32 protein-coding genes are annotated in these 20,184 nt (G+C 63.5%); 9 read left to right on the top strand and 23 right to left on the bottom strand.

Going from position 1 to position 20,184, the window contains the following annotated elements; genetic code table 11:
* The first annotated feature begins 18 nt into the window (after positions 1-18).
* Positions 19-774, top strand: a complete 756-nt coding sequence (gene fabG, locus IQ35_RS05810) for a 3-oxoacyl-[acyl-carrier-protein] reductase (protein WP_145072254.1) — start codon at positions 19-21, stop codon at positions 772-774.
* Between the two features lie 5 nt (positions 775-779).
* Here fabG and IQ35_RS05805 read toward each other — a convergent pair whose 3' ends face one another.
* Positions 780-1,757, bottom strand: a complete 978-nt coding sequence (locus tag IQ35_RS05805) for a phosphatase PAP2 family protein (protein ID WP_145072253.1) — start codon at positions 1,755-1,757, stop codon at positions 780-782.
* Positions 1,758-1,954: 197 nt separating this feature from the next.
* On the opposite strand from IQ35_RS05805, the gene IQ35_RS05800 reads away from it, so the two are divergent.
* From IQ35_RS05800 to mltG, 3 genes are all read left to right on the top strand, one after another.
* Positions 1,955-2,188 (top strand): acyl carrier protein, encoded by a 234-nt coding sequence (locus tag IQ35_RS05800; protein WP_007689016.1) that lies wholly within the window; start codon positions 1,955-1,957, stop codon positions 2,186-2,188.
* 185 nt (positions 2,189-2,373) lie between these two features.
* Entirely contained in the window at positions 2,374-3,633 is a 1,260-nt protein-coding gene (gene fabF / locus IQ35_RS05795; RefSeq protein ID WP_021247064.1) for a beta-ketoacyl-ACP synthase II, read from the top strand.
* 10 nt (positions 3,634-3,643) lie between these two features.
* A complete protein-coding gene (gene mltG / locus IQ35_RS05790) occupies positions 3,644-4,615 on the top strand; it encodes an endolytic transglycosylase MltG (protein WP_021247063.1) in 972 nt (323 codons plus the stop codon).
* 206 nt (positions 4,616-4,821) lie between these two features.
* Here mltG and IQ35_RS05785 read toward each other — a convergent pair whose 3' ends face one another.
* The 5 genes from IQ35_RS05785 to IQ35_RS05770 all read right to left on the bottom strand — a co-directional run bounded on the left by IQ35_RS05785 (position 4,822) and on the right by IQ35_RS05770 (position 8,003).
* Complete coding sequence (locus tag IQ35_RS05785) at positions 4,822-6,048, bottom strand: NAD(P)/FAD-dependent oxidoreductase (protein ID WP_145072252.1); 1,227 nt, start codon at positions 6,046-6,048, stop codon at positions 4,822-4,824.
* Positions 6,049-6,173: 125 nt separating this feature from the next.
* Positions 6,174-7,211, bottom strand: coding sequence for a rod shape-determining protein (locus IQ35_RS05780; RefSeq protein ID WP_021247061.1), 1,038 nt, complete (start codon positions 7,209-7,211; stop codon positions 6,174-6,176).
* 165 nt (positions 7,212-7,376) lie between these two features.
* Entirely contained in the window at positions 7,377-7,544 is a 168-nt protein-coding gene (locus IQ35_RS21190; protein WP_021247060.1) for a hypothetical protein, read from the bottom strand.
* A gap of 4 nt (positions 7,545-7,548) precedes the next feature.
* Positions 7,549-7,791 (bottom strand): hypothetical protein, encoded by a 243-nt coding sequence (locus IQ35_RS05775; RefSeq protein WP_145072251.1) that lies wholly within the window; start codon positions 7,789-7,791, stop codon positions 7,549-7,551.
* Positions 7,788-8,003, bottom strand: coding sequence for a hypothetical protein (locus IQ35_RS05770; protein ID WP_021247058.1), 216 nt, complete (start codon positions 8,001-8,003; stop codon positions 7,788-7,790). Before IQ35_RS05770 ends, IQ35_RS05775 begins: the two co-directional genes overlap by 4 nt.
* 426 nt (positions 8,004-8,429) lie before the next feature.
* Between IQ35_RS05770 and IQ35_RS05765 the strand changes: the two genes are divergently transcribed.
* Both IQ35_RS05765 and IQ35_RS21030 read left to right on the top strand, forming a co-directional pair.
* A complete protein-coding gene (locus IQ35_RS05765; RefSeq protein WP_021247057.1) occupies positions 8,430-9,110 on the top strand; it encodes a CDP-alcohol phosphatidyltransferase family protein in 681 nt (226 codons plus the stop codon).
* 45 nt (positions 9,111-9,155) lie between these two features.
* Complete coding sequence (locus tag IQ35_RS21030; RefSeq protein ID WP_021247056.1) at positions 9,156-9,296, top strand: hypothetical protein; 141 nt, start codon at positions 9,156-9,158, stop codon at positions 9,294-9,296.
* Between the two features lie 332 nt (positions 9,297-9,628).
* Here IQ35_RS21030 and IQ35_RS05755 read toward each other — a convergent pair whose 3' ends face one another.
* The 17 genes from IQ35_RS05755 to IQ35_RS21875 all read right to left on the bottom strand — a co-directional run bounded on the left by IQ35_RS05755 (position 9,629) and on the right by IQ35_RS21875 (position 18,142).
* Complete coding sequence (locus tag IQ35_RS05755; protein ID WP_145072302.1) at positions 9,629-9,835, bottom strand: helix-turn-helix transcriptional regulator; 207 nt, start codon at positions 9,833-9,835, stop codon at positions 9,629-9,631.
* A gap of 5 nt (positions 9,836-9,840) precedes the next feature.
* The gene (locus tag IQ35_RS05750) at positions 9,841-10,050 is read right to left on the bottom strand and encodes a hypothetical protein (protein ID WP_145072249.1); all 210 of its coding nucleotides are present in this window, start codon (positions 10,048-10,050) and stop codon (positions 9,841-9,843) included.
* 249 nt (positions 10,051-10,299) lie between these two features.
* Positions 10,300-10,878 (bottom strand): J domain-containing protein, encoded by a 579-nt coding sequence (locus tag IQ35_RS05745; RefSeq protein WP_145072248.1) that lies wholly within the window; start codon positions 10,876-10,878, stop codon positions 10,300-10,302.
* Positions 10,875-11,192 carry a hypothetical protein gene (locus IQ35_RS05740; RefSeq protein WP_145072247.1) on the bottom strand — a complete coding sequence of 106 codons (318 nt, stop codon included), beginning with the start codon at positions 11,190-11,192 and terminating at the stop codon, positions 10,875-10,877. Before IQ35_RS05740 ends, IQ35_RS05745 begins: the two co-directional genes overlap by 4 nt.
* On the bottom strand, positions 11,189-11,524 hold the full coding sequence (locus IQ35_RS05735) for a hypothetical protein (protein WP_145072246.1): 336 nt from the start codon (positions 11,522-11,524) through the stop codon (positions 11,189-11,191). Before IQ35_RS05735 ends, IQ35_RS05740 begins: the two co-directional genes overlap by 4 nt.
* Entirely contained in the window at positions 11,521-13,653 is a 2,133-nt protein-coding gene (locus IQ35_RS05730) for a ParB/RepB/Spo0J family partition protein (RefSeq protein WP_158636600.1), read from the bottom strand. The genes IQ35_RS05735 and IQ35_RS05730 overlap by 4 nt, the downstream gene beginning before the upstream one ends.
* A gap of 305 nt (positions 13,654-13,958) precedes the next feature.
* Entirely contained in the window at positions 13,959-14,438 is a 480-nt protein-coding gene (locus IQ35_RS05725; protein ID WP_242003292.1) for a hypothetical protein, read from the bottom strand.
* Complete coding sequence (locus tag IQ35_RS05720) at positions 14,435-14,698, bottom strand: hypothetical protein (protein ID WP_145072244.1); 264 nt, start codon at positions 14,696-14,698, stop codon at positions 14,435-14,437. Before IQ35_RS05720 ends, IQ35_RS05725 begins: the two co-directional genes overlap by 4 nt.
* Entirely contained in the window at positions 14,698-15,150 is a 453-nt protein-coding gene (locus IQ35_RS05715; protein ID WP_145072243.1) for a hypothetical protein, read from the bottom strand. The genes IQ35_RS05720 and IQ35_RS05715 overlap by 1 nt, the downstream gene beginning before the upstream one ends.
* Positions 15,147-15,455 carry a hypothetical protein gene (locus tag IQ35_RS05710; RefSeq protein ID WP_199739920.1) on the bottom strand — a complete coding sequence of 103 codons (309 nt, stop codon included), beginning with the start codon at positions 15,453-15,455 and terminating at the stop codon, positions 15,147-15,149. Before IQ35_RS05710 ends, IQ35_RS05715 begins: the two co-directional genes overlap by 4 nt.
* Positions 15,452-15,712 (bottom strand): hypothetical protein, encoded by a 261-nt coding sequence (locus IQ35_RS05705; protein ID WP_145072242.1) that lies wholly within the window; start codon positions 15,710-15,712, stop codon positions 15,452-15,454. The genes IQ35_RS05710 and IQ35_RS05705 overlap by 4 nt, the downstream gene beginning before the upstream one ends.
* A complete protein-coding gene (locus IQ35_RS05700) occupies positions 15,705-16,019 on the bottom strand; it encodes a MarR family winged helix-turn-helix transcriptional regulator (RefSeq protein ID WP_158636598.1) in 315 nt (104 codons plus the stop codon). Before IQ35_RS05700 ends, IQ35_RS05705 begins: the two co-directional genes overlap by 8 nt.
* Positions 16,019-16,420 (bottom strand): hypothetical protein, encoded by a 402-nt coding sequence (locus tag IQ35_RS05695; protein WP_242003291.1) that lies wholly within the window; start codon positions 16,418-16,420, stop codon positions 16,019-16,021. The genes IQ35_RS05700 and IQ35_RS05695 overlap by 1 nt, the downstream gene beginning before the upstream one ends.
* Positions 16,417-16,623: a hypothetical protein gene (locus tag IQ35_RS05690; RefSeq protein ID WP_145072240.1), complete on the bottom strand. Its 207-nt coding sequence runs from the start codon at positions 16,621-16,623 to the stop codon at positions 16,417-16,419. The genes IQ35_RS05695 and IQ35_RS05690 overlap by 4 nt, the downstream gene beginning before the upstream one ends.
* Positions 16,613-17,005 (bottom strand): helix-turn-helix domain-containing protein, encoded by a 393-nt coding sequence (locus IQ35_RS05685; RefSeq protein WP_145072239.1) that lies wholly within the window; start codon positions 17,003-17,005, stop codon positions 16,613-16,615. Before IQ35_RS05685 ends, IQ35_RS05690 begins: the two co-directional genes overlap by 11 nt.
* A 137-nt stretch (positions 17,006-17,142) precedes the next feature.
* Positions 17,143-17,601, bottom strand: coding sequence for a hypothetical protein (locus tag IQ35_RS05680; RefSeq protein ID WP_145072238.1), 459 nt, complete (start codon positions 17,599-17,601; stop codon positions 17,143-17,145).
* A 256-nt stretch (positions 17,602-17,857) separates the two neighbouring features.
* Positions 17,858-18,142: a DNA-binding protein gene (locus tag IQ35_RS21875; RefSeq protein WP_145072237.1), complete on the bottom strand. Its 285-nt coding sequence runs from the start codon at positions 18,140-18,142 to the stop codon at positions 17,858-17,860.
* 50 nt (positions 18,143-18,192) lie between these two features.
* Between IQ35_RS21875 and IQ35_RS05670 the strand changes: the two genes are divergently transcribed.
* The 3 genes from IQ35_RS05670 to IQ35_RS05660 are packed head-to-tail and all read left to right on the top strand — an operon-like array spanning position 18,193 to position 20,060.
* Positions 18,193-18,582 (top strand): helix-turn-helix domain-containing protein, encoded by a 390-nt coding sequence (locus IQ35_RS05670; protein WP_158636596.1) that lies wholly within the window; start codon positions 18,193-18,195, stop codon positions 18,580-18,582.
* A gap of 10 nt (positions 18,583-18,592) precedes the next feature.
* Positions 18,593-19,333 carry a tellurite resistance TerB family protein gene (locus tag IQ35_RS05665; protein ID WP_145072235.1) on the top strand — a complete coding sequence of 247 codons (741 nt, stop codon included), beginning with the start codon at positions 18,593-18,595 and terminating at the stop codon, positions 19,331-19,333.
* 52 nt (positions 19,334-19,385) lie between these two features.
* Positions 19,386-20,060, top strand: coding sequence for a zinc ribbon domain-containing protein (locus tag IQ35_RS05660; protein ID WP_145072234.1), 675 nt, complete (start codon positions 19,386-19,388; stop codon positions 20,058-20,060).
* Positions 20,061-20,184: the final 124 nt, after the last annotated feature.

Raw genomic sequence — 20,184 nt, 5'->3', positions numbered from 1 at the left:
GAGACGGGATACAAGAACATGTTCGATCTGACAGGCATGACCGCGCTGGTGACGGGCGCTTCGGGGGGGATCGGGTCCGCCATCGCGAAATCGCTGGCGGCGCAGGGCGCGACCCTGGCGCTTTCGGGGAGCAATGAGGAGAAGCTGAAAGCCTTCGCGGCGGAGCTTGGGGGCGGTAAATCGGAAGCTGGGCACAAGACGCTCGTCTGCGACCTGTCCGACGCGGCTTCCGTCGATGCGCTGGTGCCGCAGGCGGTCGAGGCGCTGGGCGGCAAGATCGACATCCTCGTCAACAATGCGGGCATCACGCGCGACAACCTCATCCTTCGCATGAAGGACGATGAATGGGCCGATGTGATCGCGGTCAATCTGGAAGCCGCCTTCCGCCTCGCCCGCGCGGCGGCCAGGCCGATGATGAAGGCGCGCTTCGGCCGCATCGTCTCCATCACCTCGGTCGTGGGCGTCACCGGCAATCCGGGGCAGGCCAATTATGCCGCGTCCAAGGCGGGCATCATCGGCATGTCCAAATCGCTGGCGCAGGAACTGGCGAGCCGGGGCATCACCGTGAACTGCGTCGCGCCGGGCTTCATCCGCTCAGCCATGACCGATGCGCTGAACGACGCGCAGAAGGGCGCGATCCTCCAGAAGATCCCAGCGGGCGATCTGGGCGCCGGCGAAGATATCGGCGCGGCGGTCGTCTATCTGGCGAGCCGCGAGGCGGGCTATGTCACTGGCCAGACGCTGCATGTGAACGGCGGCATGGCGATGATCTGACGCTTTCAGGCCGGGAGCGAGGCGGGCATTTTGCCGCGCGTTCCCGGCAGAAGGCGAAGATGTATCGCGCGCCGGGCGATCAGCAGGCTGGCGCAGGCGATGGCGCATCCGGCAAGGACGTCGCTGAAATAATGACCGCCGTCGATGGGCGTGGCCGCAAGGGTGAGAAGGGCCAGTCCGGTTCCCGTCGCCCGTATCCAGAGCTGGGGCGCCTTCAGGAAACCCCACCCGAAGACCGTTGCCAACGCCGCGTGATAGCTGGGGAAGGTGATGATCCCTTCCATCCGGTCGAGCGACAGCACGTGCAGGGTTCCCGCGCGCAGCGCCGCAAGGTCGTTCATGTGAATCAGCGCGGCGGCGGGTTGCAGATGCGGATAGTCGGCGGGGCGCAGGCCGAAATGGGCATAGGCCGCGACGGCCGGCATGGCTCCCGACAGGAGGATGACGGCCAGCCCGGCGATCATCGCCGCCAAAATGGCGGTCCGCAGCGCCGCGAGCCTGTTGGCGAGGCCCAGCACGATGATGAGCAGCGCCATCTGGGGGATGATGGTGGCATAGGCAGATTTCAGCGGTCCCCCCAGAAAGGCGTGCCGGTCCATCCAGCGGAGATAGGCGCGCCAGTCCAGGCCCAGAGCCTGGTCCCATCCCGCGATCCGCGCGTCCCAATAGGGGCCGCCCCGTGCCGCCACCATATAGGATAATATGGCCCCGATGGCGCTGAACAGCGTCATCTGCTGGAGGCCGACGCACATCGATACGATGTTTCCGTCGGATCGGCGCTGACGATAGAAGGCGGCAGCCGCTCCCAATATCAGGATGAAAAGAGCCGGCCCGGCCACGCCCCGCAGCGGAATCTGGAATGGATCGGCGAACTGAAATCCAAGGGCGACGATCAGGGTGACGAGCAGGGCCATCCAACCGGCATCGTCATGGCCGTCATGGCCGGACGGCGCGAGCGATGGATGGGGGCGGGCGTCAACCATGGCCGGGATATCGCAGGGCTCTGCTAAAATTGCGTAAAAGCGGTCCTCTTTTCCTGCGATGATGGGCGGGATTTCACCCCATGGCAGAAAGAGGGGGCTTGGCTGTCTTGCCTCTTGCCTCTATCGGAGCTTGGCTTTAGGGCATCCCTTAACGGATATTCATACCAACCAACGATACCCAGTAAAAAGGACCACTCATGAGTGAGACCGCGGATCGCGTAAAGAAAATCGTCGTCGAGCATCTGGGCGTCGAAGCCGAAAAGGTGACCGAGGACGCAAGCTTCATCGACGATCTGGGCGCAGACAGCCTGGATATCGTCGAGCTGGTGATGGCGTTCGAGGAAGAGTTCGGCGTCGAAATCCCCGACGATGCGGCTGAGAAGATCGCCACCGTCAAGGACGCGATCGACTATATCGACAGCAAGCAGTAAGGGCGTTTCGCGGCCAGCCCGACCGGCGGGCCGCAGCGTTTGAAGGAAACGGCTCCTCCTGTCCGGTCTTCCGGGTCTTGGGGAGCCTTTTCGTATCTGGCGCCGTTTCCCATGCGTCAGCTTTCGACAATCGGTTCGCAAGCGGCTAAGGGACGGTAAGCCAATAAGGAATTTCGGAGCAACATATGCGTCGTGTCGTCGTAACCGGTCTTGGCATGGTCAGCCCGCTGGGCGGAGATGTGGAGACCAGTTGGAAGAACATTATCGCGTCGAAATCCGGCGCGGCCACGATCACGCGCTTCGACGCCGCCGACTATAAATGCCGCATAGCCTGCGAAGTGAAGCCTGCCGCCCATGAATATGGCTTCGACGCGAATCTGGAAGTCGACCACAAGATCCAGCGTCAGGTCGATCTGTTCATCGTCTTCGGCATCGCCGCCGCGAGCGAGGCGTTGAAGGATGCGGGCCTCACCGACATGACCGAGGCGGAGCGCCTGCGCGCGGGCTGCTCCATCGGGTCGGGCATCGGCGGCCTGCCGGGCATCGAGAGCGAATCGCTGGTATTGGCGAACAAGGGGCCGGGGCGTGTGTCGCCGCACTTCGTCCATGGCCGCCTCATCAACCTGATTTCCGGGCAGGTTTCGATCAAATATGGGCTGATGGGCCCCAATCATGCGGTCGTCACCGCCTGCTCGACCGGCGCGCACTCCATCGGCGACGCGGCGCGCATGATCGCGATGGACGATGCCGACGTGATGCTGGCGGGCGGCGCGGAAAGCGCGATCTGCCCCATCGGCATCGCGGGCTTCGCGCAGGCGCGGGCGCTCTCGACCGGCTTCAACGACACGCCGGAAAAGGCTTCGCGGCCCTATGACGTCAACCGCGACGGCTTCGTCATGGGCGAAGGCGCGGGCGTGGTCGTGCTGGAGGAATATGAGCGCGCGAAGAAGCGCGGCGCGAAAATCTATGCCGAAGTCCTGGGCTATGGCCTGTCGGGCGACGCCTATCACGTCACCGCGCCGCATCCCGAAGGGTCGGGCGGCTACCGCTCGATGGAAATGGCGCTCAGGAAGTCGGGCCTCAGCCTGGCCGACATCGATTATGTGAACGCGCACGGCACCTCGACTCCGCTGGGCGATGAGCTGGAACTGGGCGCGGTCAAGCGGCTGTTCGGCGATCATATCGGTTCCATGTCGATGAGTTCGACCAAGTCCGCCATCGGTCACTTGCTGGGCGGCGCAGGCGCGGTGGAGAGCATCTTCTGCATCCTCGCGATGCGCGACCAGATCGTGCCGCCGACACTGAACCTCGACGAACCGAGCGAAAGCTGCGCGGGCGTGGACCTGGTCCCGCACGTCGCCAAGGAGCGCAAGGTGCGGGCGGTGCTGAACAATAGCTTCGGCTTCGGCGGCACCAACGCGTCGCTCATCATGAAGGCGGTCTGAGGATAACGCCATGCGGCGGCTGGGCTGTGGCATAGTGCTGATCGGCCTGGCCGTCGCCGCCTTCGTGGCGTTCCGTTTCGTCTACGGCTGGACGGAGGCGGGACCGGCGGGCAAGGATATCGCGCTGGTCGTTCCCGAAGGCGCGACGCTGTCCGACGCGGCGGTGCTGTTGAAACAGGCGGGGGCCGTGCGATCAGCCGACGCCTTCCTGACGCGCGCCAAGGTTTTCGGCGGCGGCCAGCCGATCAAGGCCGGGGAATTCGTCATTCCCAAGGGCGCGAGCAATTCGGCTATTCTCTCCATCCTCCAAGGCGGCAAGACGCTGACCCGTCTCGTCACCATTCCCGAAGGGATGCCCTCGATCCTCGTCCATGAGCGGCTGATGGCGAACGAGGAACTGTCCGGCGGGATCAAGGTGCCGGAGGAAGGCAGCATCCTCCCCGACAGCTATGCCTATGACAAGGGGGAAAGCCGCGAGGCGGTGTTGAAGCGGATGCAGGCGGCGATGGATCGTATGCTGGCGAAGCTATGGGCGGAGCGCGCGCCGAACCTTGTCGTCAAGTCGCCGCGCGAGGCGATTACCCTCGCCAGCATCGTGGAGAAGGAAACGGCGATCCCCAGGGAAAGGCCGATGGTCGCGGGCGTCTACGCCAATCGCCTGCGAGCGGGGATGATGCTGCAAGCGGACCCCACCATCATCTATCCCATTACGAAGGGGAAGCCGCTGGGCCGACGCATCAGGAAATCGGAGATCGCGGCGGTCAACGACTATAATACCTATGCGATGGTCGGACTGCCCAAGGGGCCGATCGCCAATCCGGGACGGCTGTCGATCCTGGCGGTATTGCATCCGGCCGAAACCAAGGCGCTCTATTTCGTGGCGGATGGGAAGGGTGGGCATATCTTCGCCGACACCTATCAGGAACATAATGACAATGTCCGCAAATGGTTCGAAATCCGCCGCGCGCGGGGGGAGCTTTAAGGCCCGGCCGAGTATGCCGCGGCGTGGCCTGCCCTGATCGGTCAGGTTCACGCGGAGACGCGGAGTTTTTGAGAGGCAATGTCCTCCCCCTCTGGCCGACCCCTGCGCGGCCGATGAGGACGGATGCGCAGGGTCGGCCCCCTGCAACTCCGCGTCTCCGCGCCTCCGCGTGAAAAACGGATCCGTCCGCCCAATGACGCTCCGTCTCAGGCCAATCCGACTTCCTTGAGCGGCACTGACGCGTCGGCCAACTGCGCCTGATCGAGAACCGCGCCGGAAAGGACATGGGCGCGGCCCTGGACATAATCCTTCACCGCGTTGACGCAATCGAGCGCGATGAGTTTCCCGCCCTTGAGATAGAGCACGGAAAAGCTGCGTGTCGCCGGATCGCCGCGCAACAGGGCCTGGTCATGGCCGATCGACAGCCCGACCGTCTGCAATTTCAGGTTATATTGGTTGGACCAGAACCACGGCACCGCTTCATAGGCTTCTTCCTTGCCCATGATGTGGGCGACCGCCGTTTTTGCCTGATCGTTTGCGTTCTGAACGGATTCGAGGCGGATTTGCGCGCCGCGTGCAAAGGAATTGGCATGGGCGGCGCAGTCCCCCACGGCATAAATATCGGGCAGGCTGGTGCGGCAATATTCGTCCACGTCGACGCCATTGCCGCCGGCTGCCCCTGCCGCGATGAGCGGACCGGTTTCCGGCACGATGCCGATGCCGACGATGACCATGTCCGTTTCGATGCGCCCGCCATCGGCCATCAGCACGGCGGTCGCCCTGCCGTCCTTGACCTCGATGCAGTCCATCTTCGCCCCGGTCCGCAGGTCCACGCCATGCGCGCGGTGCTCGGCTTCGTAAAAGCGGGAGAGTTCTTCCCCCGCCACGCGGGCGAGCACGCGGTCGAGCGCTTCGAGCAGCACGACCTGCTTGCCGAGCTTGGTCAGGACAGCGGCGGCTTCCAATCCGATATAGCCGCCGCCGATGATGGTGACATGCTTGATCTGGTCCAGCTTCGCCATCATGGCGTCGACATCGTCGCGGCGGCGGACGGCATGGACATTGGAGGCATCCGCGCCGTTGCACGTCAACATGCGCGGGCTGCCGCCCGTCGCCCAGATCAGCTTGCCATAACCGATTTCCTCATTGCCCACGGTCACGAACCTGGCGGACGGGTCGACATGCTTCACCCGCCTGCCCAGCAGCATGTCGATCTTGCGCTCTGCCCAGAAGGCGGCGGGCCTGATAAGGATGCGGTCAAAGCTCTTGTCGCCCGCGAAATATTCCTTGGACAAGGGCGGACGTTCGTAGGGCGGGTCCTTTTCATCGCCGATCATGGCGACCGATCCCTCGAAGCCGAACTGGCGCAGCGCAATCGCCGCTTGCGCCCCGGCATGGCCGGCCCCTACGATCAGAACGTCATAATAGCTCATCCGTGCTCATCCTCAATCATTATCGAGGCGTGATTGAACGGCTTTGCTTCTGCTTTCAAGAGTGCGCGGGCAGATTTTCGCCTGACGCAGCCCCCGGCGGCGCTTTCCGCAACGGCGGAAAGGAATCACAGGCTGGCGAGCACCCCTTCATAGGCGTCCTGTTCAAGCGCCCGGCCGGCACCCATGGCCACGCATGTGAGCGGCGCGTCGGCGACCTTGACCGGCAAACCCGTCGCGTCCGCCAGCGCTTCGTCCAGACGGCCCAGCAAGGCTCCGCCGCCGGTCAGCGTGATCCCTTCGTCGATGATGTCCGCCGACAGTTCCGGCGCCGTTTGTTCCAGCGCGGCGCGGACCGCCGCCTTGATCTGTCCCACCGGCTCCGAAAGCGCCTGCGCGATTTCGACTTCGGCAATGGAGATTTCGGCGGGGCGGCCATTGACCAGATCCCGTCCCTTTACGGTGATGCGGCGGCCTTCTCCGTCGGGCAGGGTCGCCGCGCCGATCTGGCATTTGATCCGCTCGGACGTGACCTCCCCGATCATGAGGTTGTGCGCCCGGCGGACATAGGACGCGATCGCTTCATCCAGCCGGTCGCCGCCCACCCTGGCCGATCCGCTATAGGCGATCCCGTTCAGCGACAGGACGGCCACTTCGGTGGTGCCGCCGCCGATGTCCACGACCATGGCGCCGCGCGGTTCGGTGACGGGCAGGTCGGCCCCGATGGCCGCGGCCATCGGTTCCTCGATCAGTTGCACGCGCGATGCGCCTGCATTGGACGCCGCATCCCTCAGGGCGCGGCGTTCCACCATCGTCGAACCGGACGGCACACAGACCACGATCGCATGACGCCGTCCGAAACGGCCGCCTTCCAGCGCCTTGCCGATGAAATGCTTTATCATCTGCTCGGCGATATCCAGATCGGCGATGACCCCGTCGCGCAGGGGCCTTATCGCCTCGATGCCCGCCGGCGTCTTGCCCATCATCAGCTTTGCTTCATTGCCTACGACCTTGACGCGCCGAATTCCCTGCCGCGTTTCAAGCGCGATGACGGATGGCTCGTTGAGCACGATGCCCCGGTTGCGGACATAGATGACGGTGTTCACCGTGCCGAGATCGATAGCCATGTCGCAGGCGGAAGAGGAGAAGAAGGAAGGAATTTTCATCGAGGAAGAAGCTACTCGTCATGCGGGGCCGGCCGCAGCGCAGTGCATCGGACGGCCATCCGGGCAGAAGGCGGTTGCGGCAGTCAGCCGCATTCACGCGACCAGATGAAGGGACATTCCGGATGATGCAAGCCCCGGAGTCATTCGATTCCTGTTCTCCCGCAGCTATCGGCCGCGTGCGGCATCCTGTTGTTCCCGGCTGAGCACATCGATGATCTTCCCATAGGCGCGCGCCTGCTCTTCATGCTGGTTCCGCTTGCGGGGACAGGTGGCGACATGGGCGTGGTTCAGTTCTGTCGCTCTCCGGCGTTTGAGGTAGGCGGCTTTGTCCATGCCTTCATCTCCAACGGGCCGATGGCGGCAACTGCCGCGCGATATGGGAGGAAGACCGCGCGACCGTCCCCGCGATCAGCTTTCCCTTCATCAGGACGCGAAAGGCTTCGGCATCCCGCGGATCGAGCATGACCACCCGCGAGCCGCCGGAATCCAACGGCTCCACCGTCGATATCCGGTAAGCGTGCTTCCGGCAGATAGCCTCGATCATGTCGGGGGTTGCCTGCACGTGAATGGCCCGGCTCATGCCCGTCCGCCTTCCGCACCGAAAGGATAGGGATTGAACGCCATCGTTCCGTCCGTCCGTTCGGTTCGATAGGGATGGTGATGATCGCGGATTCGGCGTGCATAGCCCTGCGCAAGGCCCTGATGGGCGTGGCGCGTGGCGGAGCAGCGGGAAGCCTGGGCGCGCAGCATTTCCTCCTGTTCGCGCTTGAGCAGATGATTGAGATCTTCCATGGGGCGCTCCTCGGCCTGGCAAGCGGGAGCACGATAGTCTCTCAGTCACGGCGAATGCTTGCAGCAAAATTCGCGCAATGAAATGTCTGTACCATATGGCGCCGTCACCGTCGCGCCTAAAAGCCCCTGCATCCGAAAACTTCTATCCCGGGCTTCGTCAGCCTGATATGAAGGGTCATCGGGTTCTTGTTCCGCACGATCCGACAGAGAGACTTATGTGCTCCCGCAAAAATGGGAGCTGACGACGCAAGCGGACTTTCTCTTTTCGGCAACCTTGATTGCATTCGCTGGTTTGCTGCTTTCCCCTGGCCGATGCATTCTTGGCGCTGGCAGTTGACGGCAGCGGTTGACAGGGGAAGTAGGAAGAGCGTCGGCAGTCCGGCAAACACCATCACAGCGCGGGGAATATCGCCCCGATGAAGGCTTATGACGATTCAACCGAAGTCCCCCCAATCCCTTTCCCGAATCCAGCAGAACTGGCTTGCCGCGAACGAGCGGCGGCTGCTTGACTGGCTATGTCGTCATATGCCTCGATGGGTTACGCCCGATCGTCTGACCGCGACGGGCATGGTCGGCGCCGTCATGATCTTTGCCGGTTATGTCGGGAGCAATCTGGCCTCTTCCTGGCTGCTGCTCGCCATCGGCGGCTATGTCGTCCAGTGGTTTGGCGACTCCATGGACGGCAGCTTGGCGCGATACCGCCGCATAGAGCGGCCTTCCTATGGATATTTCATCGATCATAGCTGTGACGGTCTGGCGACGCTGTTGATCCTTGCCGGGATCGGCCTCAGTCCGTTCGTGACGATGGATGTCGCCTTGATCGCACTGGCCGGCTATCTGCTGCTGTCGATCCACGCCTATCTGTCGGCGCGCGTGCTCGGGGAGTTCAAGCTGTCCTACCTCTCGGCCGGACCGACCGAACTCAGGATCATGCTGATCGCCCTCACCATCATGATGATGGCGCTGGGCGCAGGCCCCGGCCTGTTCGGGCGCTGGTCGGGCTTCGACATCTTCGTGGGATCTGTAGGCTCGATCCTGATCCTGCTGTTCATCGGTCAGACGCTGGTGACGGGGCGCCGGCTCGCCCGGGTGGAGGGAGGAGCATAGCGGCGTTCCGCCTACGCGAACCGGCTCTCATGCATCGGAGATTTCATGACCATTTCCCTGTCCCACTTCGCCATAGAGCCGGATGGCGGACAATATCGCCTCCAATTGACGTTGGAGGACGGCATGGTCCTGAAGATCGGAGCGACATTCGATCAGCTCGACTTGCCATCGCCGAGGATGATCTGATTGACGATGGAACCGCTTTACTGGATATCGCGCGCAATGCCTATGAAGACTTCCCAAGACAGTCTTCGGCCATCGAGCAACGGACCCTCGATCTGGTCTTGTCGAACGCGCGATACGCGAAAGGTGAAATCCCCTTTCAATTTTGGGGCCATTTGATTGGTAAATTTTCGGGGGAAAAGCGGGAATGGTTCGATCTCGGTTAAGCGATCGACATCCCCAAAAATGATCTGGCTCCCCGAGTAGGATTCTATCATTGCGCTAATTCCCGTGAAAATTCGTGGATTTTGGAAGTTCCGTCTTGATTGGTGCCCCCACAGGTGCCCCCGCTTTGCTCACCCCGGTTTCGCGCGGGGCATGCGGTTTTCCATCCAGTCTTCCAGTTCGGAGCGCTTCCACGCGACACTGTGCCCCCCAAGCGAGTAGGCATCTGGAAATTCGCCAGCCTTGATTCGCCGGTAGATGGTCGCCTTGCTGAGACCCGTTGCGGAGATCACGGCGGGCAGACGCAAATACGCTTCCCGCGTGGGCGCAGAGGACATGGCGTTCACTGAAATGCTCCCTGGTCGAGATATTCCAGCTCCCACGTAGGGTGGAACGGCATGGAAAATTTCCATCCGTCGAGCTGGATGTTGAGATGGCCGCCGTTGGCGGATCGGATGGTGCCGAGTTTGTTGCGGCCGCAGCCGGTATATCGAACGCGGCCGCCGCGGCGGGCGGGAACGCGGTAGGTCTTGCGGATCCACGGGAGACTCATCTGTCCGCTCCGCGGGATGATTGCTCCGCCTTCCATTTTTCAAATGCTGGCCGATGCGCCCGGCACAGATGCTTGTCAGGTCCAGGAGAGATGGCGCAGGGATGGCAGATCGGCGCATCGCATGTGCCGCTTTTTTTCGTCGGCACTTTCCAGTCGCAGAGCAATGGCGCTGACCGGCCGCACGAGCATCGGGCGCGGCGGCCTGAGAAGCAGACGATCGCCGCGCCACCGGCCGGCAATTTGACAGTTTCACACGCCATGCGGCCCTCCGATCTGACGGATGGCGGCATCGCGGGCCGCGTTGAGACGGGCCATCTGGTCGCCGCTGCCGCCCTGATCGGGATGAGCTGCGCGCGCATGCCGGCGATAGGCGGCGTTGACTTCCTCGGCGGTCGCGTGGGGCGAGACGCCAAGCGCCTGTGTCCAATGTTCCGGTGCAGGGAGGGCCGTGAAGCCCTTGAATGTCTGCCGCACGATATGCAGGCCGCCGTGCCGGATCTCCGTGCGGCGCGCTTCCAGGATATGGAAGATCGCCTGGAGATTGTCCTCAGGCTTAGGATAACGATCGACGGCTATGCAGCGCTGCTCGCCCTCCCATGTGAACCAGGCGGCGACCCCGGTGTCCCTGGGCGGTTCCAGGTCCAGACCCCCGACGTTGGACGACAGCACGATGTTGGAAACCGGCTTGCCGCTATCGCGGCCGAACGATTCCAGAGCGCCCTTCACATTCTTGAGCGCCGCAGAAAGGCTGGTCCGAAATTGGGACGCGGCCTTACGTTCGGTGCGGGGCAGGCCATCGGGCCAATGAAGCGGATAGGCCTGCGTCATGCGTCGACCCTCCGGCGCATATGCTTGAGCTGCTCGACCCATTCTTCATCGTCGGCTGGCTTGGCGTCGGGCTTCACCTTGTGGAAACAGACGGCAAGCCAGTGCCGTGTGTCCGGCTTGCCTTCGAAATGAAGGAAAAGCCCGCCGCTGCACGGGCGGGAGACACGGAGATAATCGCCTTCTTTCGGATTGATCTCGTCCGAAAGAAATCTGCTGGTGTCGATGCAGACGGCAAGATCGCCCGGCGCCCAATCCTCGGGCGAGCGGGGCAGGCGGGCCATGATGATGGTGGCGAGCAGATCGAGCAGGGTCATTGGCGGTCCCCCTTCTCCTGAAGCATGGCGAGATAGGTCGCGAAATCGTTGGAGGCCTGCATCTGCAGGTCGACGATGCCGGCCTGCCAAATCGAGTCAGACGGTGCGGCCGGATAGAGTTTTGCCAACATGATGATCGCCTTCGCGGTCATCGATGCGCAGATTGCGAACATCAGGGACAAGGCGTCATGATGGCGTGTGGGGCCGAGCGCCTCGATCGCCATCACCTCGTCGAAGGCGCGCTTCAGTAGCGCGGCCGCTTCCGGTTCGAGCCGTTCGCCGACAGCGCGGGCGGCGTCGGGCATCGGCCGGTGCAGATGATCGGTGCTCATTGCGCCATTTCCTCCTCGATGGCGTGGGCAGGTTCGTCCTCGCCAAAGCGCAGGAGGGGGTGCACCCAATGTTTCGCGGCCTTCAGCGCGCGGGTGACGGGCGATGTGAGTTCGCCGGCCTTGAGCTTTTCCCAACTGGCGGAAGCGACGGGCGGAGCCAGCGGCCGCGCCATGGCGATCCGGTGCGCCTTGGGGAACAGGTCGACCAACTCTTCTGTCGGCTCGACCAGTCGGCGAACCTCCGCCGCGTCGTCGAGGCCGCAATAGAAGGCAAGCTGATCGTGAAGCGGCACCTGATAGCCGCCGGCGTTGAGGCTGCGTTCCAGCATCAGGCCGGCGACGATCGCGCCAACCATGCGGCGGAACTGATAGGTTTCGTTGTGGAAAGCATCGAAGGCAAGCGCCAGATCCGTTCCGGTCATGCTGGGATGCACCTTCACCTCGCCGAGCGCTGCCTGCCAGACCCGGTGCGCTTCCGTCCGCTGGACATGAGCCTCTGCCTGATCGGAGCGATCCGCATAGCCGCTGCTCAGCCGGCGTGCCCCCAGCTCGTAACCATAGCCACCGCTCAGTTCGTATCGGGCAAGCGACCAGATGACGAAGTCCTGACCCAGAATGCCTTCCAGTTCGTCGGCGTCCTGGACGATGCCGGCGCGCAGGGTCTCACGGCGGATTGCCCGCATAATCTGGACGCCCTCGCCGGTCAGGCCGTGTTCTTCCTTGATCGCGGCGTCGGCCTTCTGCCGTTCGCCGAAGCCGTAACTCGCATCGATGGCGCGGCCGCCGGTCATGGGCGTCGGCCGGAATGCCGGAGTGATTTCCGGGGTGGCGGGCCGGGCGATCGGCCCGGCAGAGACGGCGGTGGGTTTCGCGGGAGTGGCGGCGTTCTTCTGTTCGGCAGCGAGAGCCTTGCGCTTTTCCTTGCGGCTCGCCCACCAGAAGCGTGTTTCGAGCGAACCGTCCTGCTGGACGATCAACGTCCCGAAAATGTCGCCTTGCGGCAGGTGCAGCAACATGCGGTCGCCAATCTCCGCCACTTCGCTTTCCATCGGCTCATAATCTACATCGATGGCGGCGATCAGGGACGCGCGCTGCTCCTCGTCGAGATCCGGCGCGTCGAGGATCTGTTGCGCCTTCGCTTCCAGTTCGGTCATCTCGTTCTGAAGGAAGGCGAGCCGTTCGGCGTCGGCTGGCGTGAGAGGCATCGGCTCGGCCGCGATCTCCAGATCGCGCGATACGCCGCCGAATTCTGGATCGCGGGGATATTCCCGCTCGAAGCGAAGATCACGGCCGGCCTGGCGGCGCAGAAGGTCGCGGACCCGTTCCAGCTTCGCGTCGGCGAACTGCATGAGCAGGCCCTCGTCCACGATGCGGCCGCGCTCTTCCGCCTGCTCGGCGAACAGATCCAGCTCATAGCGGCCGCCGGCGTCGGCGTAGGCTTTCTCGCCGACGAAGCGCAGCATCTTCGTCAGTTCGCTATCGCCGATCTTCAGCATCCGGCGGATGACGGTCGGCGCGTCCTTGTCGCGGCGCTGGGGCAGCGACAATTGCATGAACTGTTCGAAGGTGCGGAGCTGGAGCTGATGATCCTCGGTGGCGGCGAACGCCATCGCATGGGGCGTCGCGATCTCTTCCTGTTCCAGCGCCGCGAAGATGGCAGGATGAAGGCGACCGAGACGTATCCATTGGCGGATGGTCGTGACGGGCTGGCCGTTGGTGTCCGCGATCTCCTGAAGCGAGCGGCCGCGTTCATGGGCGCGCACGACGGCCGTATAGACCTCATAGGTTCGCAGGCCGAGCCGGACGAGGTTTTCGGCAAGGCTCAGCGCCACTAGCTCCGCCTCGTCCGTGATATCGCGGACGATGACCTCGATCGGATGGTCGGCGGGAAGCCGGCCGCTGTCGATCAACATGCGGAACGCGCGATAGCGGCGTCCTCCCGCGAAGACGCCCCATTGTTTCGGCGCGCCCTTCTTTGTGGACATGGGATGGACGATGAGCGGATAGAGTTGCCCGCTATTCAGTAGCGATCCCGCCATGCCGTCGACGGATTCGGCGTCGTGGCGGTTGATGCGCGCATTATAAGGCGAGACACATAGATCGCCGATCGTCATGGTGGTAAAGGACATGGGGCTTCTCCTGGAGCTGCTCTCCCTGGCGTGGAGGTTTTCGGGGGATGCTTTCCCCGCGCCGGGTCGAAGCGAGGCATGTGACTCGCTTCGAGGCACACGCCCGGCGCGGGGCCGCTTCGCCTGCCGGGCGGGTGATTGGGGGGAGCCAGCCGGCAGACGGGCGGGAGGGGCGGACGCGCAGCGCGACCGTGCTTCGATCAGGGCGAGCTGGCGCCCTTCGTTCGGAAATTCGGCGTCGAGCGCCTGGCATTCCGGGCAGGTGCAGGGGCTGGCCCGCTTGGGCAAGGATCGGCCCACGCGGCTCATGCGGCCGCCTCGGGGACATAGACCCGATTTTTCGTGACGGGATCGACGCCGATGCAGCGCAACGGCTGGGTGGACCCGTCCGCCTTCAGCAACAGATCCGCGTGTGCGCTATGGAGCAGAACATTATGACCCCGCTGCGCCATGCCGAGAAGCCAGCCGTGAATCGGCTGCCGCTTCCACGAAGAAGGAAAGGCGCAATGCGCGAGCACGGTGCCTGCAGCGTTCAAATCTATGAGGACGCCGCAGCGATCCGGGCGGAAGGAGGAAGGCATTGCGAACTGTGGCGCCTGCTGGGTGGCGAGCCACAGACACTGAAACTCCGCGCAGACATCCGGCCGGTCGGCATAGATCGAACAGCCCGCCAGCGTGCAATGTTCGCAAGCCGTATGGGCGGGTTTCACCGACGACGGCATCGTGACCTTCATCACGGTGCAGCACAGGGTGCATGATCCGCAGGAGGGAGGGAGAGACATCATGCGGCCCGCCTTTCGCCCTGCGGCGGGACGGGCCAGTATGTTCCGGCCGGTTCAAGGCTCCATCCCTGAAAATCCGTCGTCTGGGAGCGACCGAGATCCTTGATGGCATGCCAGTCCGCCTGCTTTTTCGATGAGGCGTTGTCGATCCAGTGCGCCGCGGCGTGAAGAGCATGCCATCCGCTGTTTCCCAGCAGGATCTGGAAAGTCTGGCCGCGCGGCATAGCGGCAAGCGTGTCGGCGATATCGGTGATGATGCACATCAGTCGAGTTCCTCACTCAATTCGCGGGCGATCCGCCTGGCGCGCATTTCGACGCCAGCAAGGGCGCCCGGCACGATTTCGCCGCTGAGGATGGACGTCGGCTGCTCCCGGATGGCGTCGATCGACTCCGTGGCCTGCTCGCGCAGCGCCTGGTCGACGATATCGGCCAGACGGCGGCGGCTGGGCTTTTTGCGGGCGGGGGGCGCGGCCGGGATCGCGTCCTCGCGCGCCGGCGGCGACGTCCACCACGCAAACAGATCCTCCACGCAGGCCGGGCAGAGATCCGCCTGCATGGTATCGCCGCCGATCTGCCGGGACATCGGCTTCGCCGGATCGGCATGCGGTGCACTTGCCCAGGCGCGGCCCCAGCCTTTGTCCTGGCCTTCCTCACGCACTTCGAGACGCAGGCGGCAGCGGTCGCAGGCGATGACGGGGATGGTTTCGCGGCTCATCGCAGTGGCGCTCCAATTCGCTTGAGATAGGGGAGAGGCAGGGCGCGCCAGGCGAACGCGTCGGCAAAGGCGCCACAATGCTCGTCGCGTTTGGTCACTGCGCGACCGGCGCTGATCTGCGCCGAGATGGATGTCATCCCCAGCATGGCCGCGCGATCGGCGCCCGACAGGCCGGGCTGCGATTTCACGCACTCGCCGAAAAGCGCGTTGATGTGGCGCCAATGGTCGCAGCCCGCGCAGCAGGGGCCGTGCTGCCAATAGAAGCGGTCGAGAATCTCCTGCCGCTCATTCATCGCGGCCGTCATAGCAGCAGTCCGATCGCGGCGGCGGGGTCGAACGGCTGATCGAGGGGATCGAGCGCATCGAAGGCGGTGCAGCGGGGGCCGCTCGCCTCATCCGTCCGCCACTCAGACGGATATTCCGGATCGGTGACCCGGAAGTGCATGGTCGCGGACAGGATTTCGCAACCGCCGTCATTGCGGGCGCAGCGGTCGCACCAGCGCGACAGAAACAGGTCGTCCTCGGTTCCGTTGGACGGGCGATAGGCCAGCGCCTCAGCCACGATGCCCTCCGTTTGCGGGGTCGCGAAACCAGTCGCGCAGATCCCGCCCGGCCTCTGTCGTGGCGATGACGACATCGCGGCGATCGTCCTGCCGGCGCTGGCGTTTCAGAAGGCCCCGGCGCGCCAGCAGATGCACGGCGCGGGTGACGACCGGCTTCGATACGCCGAGCGTAGCCGCCAGATGCCGCACATGATGCGGACCTTCATCGTCGGCGACGACGCAGAGCAAGGCAAGCTGGCGCAGCGTCAGCTCGCTATAGGCGGGCGACTGGACGAAGCGGCGGGCGGCGGCGGCGAGGTCGGCCATCAGTCCCGCGCGTCCCATTGCCGATCGATCGACCGGAGATCGGCGATGAGTTCTCGCAGGCCATCCCGGCTGAGCACGATGGCGATGGCCTCATCGGTGGGCGCGAAAGGGTTGCCGCCGGCGAACGCCAGCAGGACTTTCCCGATCTCGGGCACGGGCGTCCAGGCGGCGCCTATCCCTTCACAGATGGGCGTATAAGTGAAGCAGCCCGCCCGCCAAGCATGGGGAATCCATGCGCTTCCCGTTTCGTCGAGCAGGACCGGCGTCGAAAGCGGGGGAAGTTCGCGCGCGGCTATCGGCTGCAGAATCGTGTTGGCGGCCGCGATGAAGCCTAAGCCCAGGCTCTCGGAAACCTTGCCTACTGCGGCGATATCCTGACGGGTGAGCGCGACTCCGATCACGAGGACAGCCAGTCGATGACGGTCGGCGCATAATGGGCGGCGGCGATTAATCCGTTGCCCCAAAGGGCGATAATGACGCCCTTTTTCAGGCTGTCCAGATCGCCCGGTTCCATAGCTGCCGCCCAGCGGTTGTGTTGCGGCCGATGCAGCTTGCAGCGGCAATCCTGTGGGTGCAGCTTCGTTGAGATGACTTCATGCCGCATGGGATGAGTCCTTTCCGGTGCAGGAGGTGCAGATGTCCCCGGCCGCCCAGCCGCAGGCGGCGTGGGTTTCGGGATCGATGCAGGGGTCGCGGTCGGAACAACCGCAATGAATGCAGAGGCTGGGTTCCGGCCCCGAGCATTGACCGAAGCTGCGTAGGTCGATGAGCTGCTTCAGGACATGCAGCGACAACGGGAAGGCATCGGCCAGCGTGGCAGCGACATCATAGCTGATCGAGGCGACGTCCTGCTCGATGCGTTCGATCCAGGCGCGCCGATCGATCACGCCCAGGCGCGGCGATGTGCTGACCATCGCGGCGACGTCATCGATCGACAGGCCAGCCGCCTGCCGCCGCTTCGCGATATAGGTGCCGGGAGTCATCATCCGTATCTTTCCGGGCAGCAAAAAAGCCCTCCCGGAGTCGCGCCGGGTCGGCTGGGTTCCTGTTCTTCGAAACCGGGGGTTCACCCCCGATCATCCTGTGGTTCACCCCAGGATCGGGATGGGGGCCGCCCGCGCGATCAGGGCGGCTTGCGGCCCATGCGCAAGAGCAGCTCGTCCGCCTTGTTGCGGACGTCGAGCAGTTCGCGCTGGGCCTTCGCTTCCTCGAGCGGTCCAGCGGCGGGCTGCGCGGCTTCGAGCAGGGCGGTTTCCGCCTCGCTGTTCTCGCGCATGAAGTCGATGGTGGCGCGTTGCAGTTCCTGCTTGTCGCCGAAATGATCCGCCTGCGCCGCGCCGATCAGGTCGCCATAGGCTGTGTAGATCGGCGCGCCCGTGCCGCCCGCCGCCTGATAGGCGATATCGAGCGTGATCGCGGCGGGCAGGTTGATCTTGCCGTCGCGGGTTTCGTCGCCCCAGGCACGGACATAGCTTTCCTCATAGCCGACGAGTTCGGCCATCGTCTTCCAGCCGCCGGGGATTTGCCCGGCTATCCGCGCGAGGGCGGCATCGAGGGAAAGGGGTGGGCGGCGCTTCGTCATGCGAGATTCCCGGCTGCGCTCAGGACGACGAGGGGAAGGGTCGCCGATCGCTCGATCCCGGCATACGGCCAGGTTGCAGCGGGACCAGGGCGGCCGGGACGCCCGATGAGAAAGACCGGCGCCGCGCTTTGGGGGGCGGCGCCGGCAGGATCGTGACCGGCGCGGGTCGAAGCGCCGGGGTCACGGGGACGAAAATGCGGCTGCAATTCGCCAAGACGAACGACTGCGCGGCGGATAGCGAGGAAGGATGCAGCGATCATGGGCGCACACCTTCGAGACGATCGGGAGCCGTCGAGCGAACGGGGACATCCGTGCCAGGCGCAGGCACTTCATCTTTGAGGCCAAGAGCCACGGCGATGCGATGCGATTCGCCGCGGCGGCAGGGACGATCGCCCTGAAGAACAGACTGGACGAGGCTGACCGAGAAGCCGCGTTCACGCGCCCACTCGCTGATATTCGTCCCGGATGCGACGAACCGTTCACGAATGCGCCGCGCGCGCGCCTTTTGGCTCTCGGAATGTGTGACTCCGACCCCCGACATGTGCAATGTGCCATTCTGTTGTAACTGGCGACAGATGTTTACTAGATGTGATGAACAGTCAAGAGGATATTATCGAAATTGATAATATTCCGATGCGGCTTCGGGCTGCGCGGAACGCTATGGGCTTGTCTCAAAAGGATTTTGCGGGCCTCGGAGGCGTGACGCTCAATACACAACATCGTTATGAATCTGGGACGCTGCCTTCCATTGAATACCTCCTTCGAATCGGCGATGCGGGCGCGGATTGGTATTGGATCCTCAGTGGTCAGCGGGTGAGCGATAGCATCAGCCAAGGCGAGGCGCGGTTGGTCGATCTGTTTCGATTGCTCGGGCCGACCGCACAAGGCGCGGTTTTCACTGTGCTGGAGTGCATGGTGAACAATACGCATGCGCCATCATCGTCCGTTCACGACAAGAGGCAGGATTTTACGGGGGAATAAGGGGGAATAGATGTTCTCGAATGAGTTTCTGCGGCTGAAGGTCACGCCGGAGCCGCTTGGCATTAGCCTCACGTGGGGCTGCGATGAGGATGACGACGATGACATGATCGCCGCCCACAGTGAGGAACGGGATCAAAGTTCTTCCTGGTCATGCGAGATCGCCTATGTCGACGCGAAGGGCGTCGAGAGTTGGCGGCAGATCACCTGCAGCAAGCTGGACGGGTATGGCGCGGCGACCCATGTCCACGCCTATTGCCATTCCCGCGAGCGGCCCCGGATGTTCAAGATCGGGAACATCCGCGAACTCATGGACCTGTCGACCGGCGAATTGGTCGATCCCATCAGCCATTTCGACACGCTCGCGTCAACCGGCGTGCTTCCTTTCGAGGACAAGGGATTCACTGCCTTCGTCCAGATCGCCCTGTTCATGGCAAAGTGCGACGGAGACTATCACCCGATGGAGGCCGATGCGCTGGAAGCGGCGATCACGGCTTATGTCATGCGGTTCGGCGGCGATGATGCGATGGTCGAATCCGCGATGCATCGTTCGCCCGCCATCGCTCCAGACGGAAGGGATGTGTTGCTCGCCCTGAAACGACTGAGGACTTCGCCGATTGGAAAGCGCGCCACCCGCCTCATTCTAGATCATTGCGGCTTGATCATGGATGCGGATGGCCAGCATCATAGAAAGGAAGTGACATGGGCGCTGGAACTCAGTCAGGCTCTGAAGGCGCAAGCCGACGGGGAATAGGTTGCATAGCCTAAGGTGTAGTCTGGAGGAAATGGCACGGGGGGAGTTATCCATGGCGAATTGCACGGGTTGCGGGGCGGAGACGCGCCCCGGCGATCGCTTCTGCGGGTCATGCGGCTGGAATCTTGAAAAGGGTGAAGGAGCCAAGCCGAAAGGAAATCGACTAAGGTGGATCATCGGCGGTATTCTCGCATTGATCGTGGTGGCCGCTCTGGTCGATAGACCGGATACGTCTTCGCCTTCTCCTTCGGTGTCCCTGGCGTCGCTGGATGAAAGCGCGGCCCTTCCCGAAAAGGTGCCCGGCTGGAGCTATTCGTCCGGAACCGACGAGATGAGCGGCAAGGCATGGAACGTCGCAAGCGTCACCAGCGACAATGTCGTCCAGCTTGCCCCGCCTTATAGCGGCGGATCCGATGTAAGGATGAGCGTGCGGCGGCATCCGCGTCATGGAACGGACGTGTATTTCGTGCTCAGCAGTGGGCAATTGCTTTGCCGGTCCTATGACGGCTGTTCAGCGATGGTGCGTTTCGACGACGCCGCGCCGCGCAAGATCCGGATGAATGGCGCTTCCGACCATAGTTCCGACACTGTGTTCGTTGCCAGTCCGGCCGAGTTCATCACGCGGCTGAAGAACGCGAAAAAGGTCGTCGTGTCGCTGGAGATCTATCAGGGCGGCGAGCCGAACTTCACCTTCCAGACCGAGGGTCTGAAATGGCCGCCGGAATAGCGCGGGCGTTCCGCGCGCGTTGACCGCCGCGCCAGACGTTCTTTATATGTTCTTATGCCCGATGACAGCCGACTCCGCGAATATGCCCGAAAGCATGGGCTGACTTACCGCTGGCGGACGTGGT

The sequence above is a fragment of the Sphingobium wenxiniae genome, assembly GCF_007830065.1.
GTDB lineage: Bacteria > Pseudomonadota > Alphaproteobacteria > Sphingomonadales > Sphingomonadaceae > Sphingobium > Sphingobium wenxiniae.
This window is presented reverse-complemented; position numbering and strand designations above follow the sequence as displayed.